The sequence below is a fragment of the Microbacterium sp. genome, assembly GCF_049661145.1.
GTDB lineage: Bacteria > Actinomycetota > Actinomycetes > Actinomycetales > Microbacteriaceae > Microbacterium.
Map to the genome: position 1 here is coordinate 1 of NZ_JBASZT010000022.1, position 2,331 is coordinate 2,331.

At 69.2% G+C, this 2,331-nt stretch carries 2 protein-coding genes; both read right to left on the bottom strand.

Annotated elements, in window-relative coordinates:
• The coding region (locus tag WBP48_RS01115) for a glycosyltransferase (protein WP_424434814.1) at positions 1-998 on the bottom strand (998 nt) is incomplete at its 3' end.
• 12 nt (positions 999-1,010) lie between these two features.
• A complete protein-coding gene (locus WBP48_RS01120; RefSeq protein WP_424434817.1) occupies positions 1,011-2,276 on the bottom strand; it encodes an O-antigen ligase family protein in 1,266 nt (421 codons plus the stop codon).
• Positions 2,277-2,331: the final 55 nt, after the last annotated feature.

Consider the following 2,331-nt stretch of genomic DNA (forward strand, 5'->3'; position numbering starts at 1 on the left):
CGTGCCGGATCCGCCGGCACGAGGGCGGGCATCGGCTTCCAGTCGCGGTCACGCGCGATCGCGCGTCCGTCACGCAGGCCGCGGAACAGGTTCGACACGCCGCGGAACTTCCGCTCCACGAACAGCAGCCGGATGATCTCCTTGCCGAAGGTGAGCGCCGTGCCCAGCCCGAACAGCACGGGGTTGTAGACACCGAGCGCCCGGTAGTACTGCTTGATGTGCGCTCGGTTGCGCATGATGTAGTACCGATACGCGTCGCTCGAGGCGTTCATGTGGCGGATGCCCATGTCCCACTGCCTGATCTCGCGCGTGCGGCGCAGCACGAACTCGTCGACGATCACCGACGTCGTCACGCGCGACGCCAGCCACCCGTACGTCTGGTCGTCCCAGTAGATGAAGAACCGTGGATCGGGCAGGCCGATCTGCCCGACCACGTCCCGGTGGATGAACATGCCCTCGAAGCAGCCCGAGTTCATCTCCTTGAACCCGGACTCGTCGAACCCCGACGGTGCGAAGGGGATGGGGATGCCGAGGCGCTCCGCGACCCGGTACTGCCAGTAGAACTCGCTGCCGTCGAAGTCGTAGCGCCGCCCCTGGATGGACTTGAATCGCGGCGCCCACTTGCCCATCTTCGCGAGCCCGTCGGGCACGACCTCCACGTCGTCATCCATCAGCCAGATCCACGTCGACCCCAGCTCGTACGCGACTCGCATCCCCTCGCTGAAGCCGCCCGACCCGCCGGTGTTGGTCTCGAGCCGGCGGTACACGACCTCGCTGCCGACCTTCTCGCGGAACGACTCCACGACCTCGGTCGTGTCATCGGTCGAGGCGTTGTCCACGATGACGAGGCGGCCGGGCTTGGGATCCATCTCGGAGATGCTCGTCAGCAGCCGCGTGAGTAGTGCGGAGCGGTTGAAGGTGACGATCGCGATCGTCGCGCTCGACGGCGCGAACAACTCAGCTTGGGCCGCGTCGGGGGGCGAGGAGGCGAGGGTCATGACCGGAGCAGTCTACCCCGGCAGCGGGAACGCTCCGCTGGGAGGATCGCCGACGAGCCGGTTGCGCCATGACCGCGACTGCCCGGCCCGCACCGCGCACAGGCACAGCAGCATCCATCCCACGCCGAAGAGGACGACCGATTCGAAGACGCTCGTCACCGCCAGCGTCACGAGCATGAGCGGCGTCCACGCGTATACGATCGAGCGCCGCTGGCTCGCCGTGATCCACGACCGCACGAGCGCGACACCCCCGAACGCGCACAGCAGCAGCAGCCCCGCCCACCCCAGCTGCAGCAGCACCTCGGCGTAGGCGTTCAGCGCGGTCGTGTGGTGCTGGCCGAGAACGAGGTTGATCGTGAAGAACGGCTGCTCAGCCGCTTCCCACGGTCCGAACCAGCCCCATCCCTGCACCGGCCGGCGCGAGATGTAGAACCCGGCGAGGGACCAGAGCCGGGTGCGCATCGACAGGTCGTCGGTCGCCCCCAGGGCGTCGAGGATCTGCGCCCGTTGCACATATCCCACGACGGATGCCGCGGCCACCGCCGCCGCGAGCATCCACTGCACAGCGCCTCGCCGCTGCGGGGGCACGGCTCGCACCACCGTGAGGGCCGCCGTCGCCGTGCCGACCACGACCGCCAGCACGAGCACCGTGGGGGAGGCAGACAGCAGCCCGAGTGCTGCCGCGAGAGTGAGCGACGCCGCGGCCGTCCCCGGTCGCACGGACTGCGTCCGCATCTCCACCGCGAACGTGATCATCGCCACGACGGCGATGAATCCCAGCATGTTGCGTGTGCCGAAGATGCCCTGGATCGGCCCCAGGGCGGCGATGTTGCCCTGGATCCCGAGAAACCGGAACGGAACGTCGAGCAGGATGCCGGACAGGATCTCCAGTGCCAGCGATAGCGCGAGCGCGGTGCGCAGCACGTCGCCCAATGCGCGCACGGTCTGCAGCGTGTCGCGGATGTGCCCCACCGTCACGGCCAGCAGGGCGACCGCGGCCATCGCCGTCCACCGCCCCAGACTCGTGAGCGGGTCCGAACTCCAGAAGACGCTCGCAAAGGCCCATGCGACCAGCAGCAGCAGCGTCGTGGGCACGAGGCGCACGAGCGAGATCTCCTCGCGCCGCGCCCAGAGGATGCCGAGTGCCAGCACGCACAGACCGGCCACGGCCGCCCGCAGCGTGACGACCCCCGACACCCGCTCGATCAGATGCGATCCCACGAGCGCCGCGAAAGTCGTGAGCGTGAACGCGCGGGCGAAATCGGCCGATCCCAGCAGCGTTCGCGCCGCGCTGCCCGGGTCGCGCCCGCCGCCGCGATCTCCGCCACGGGGG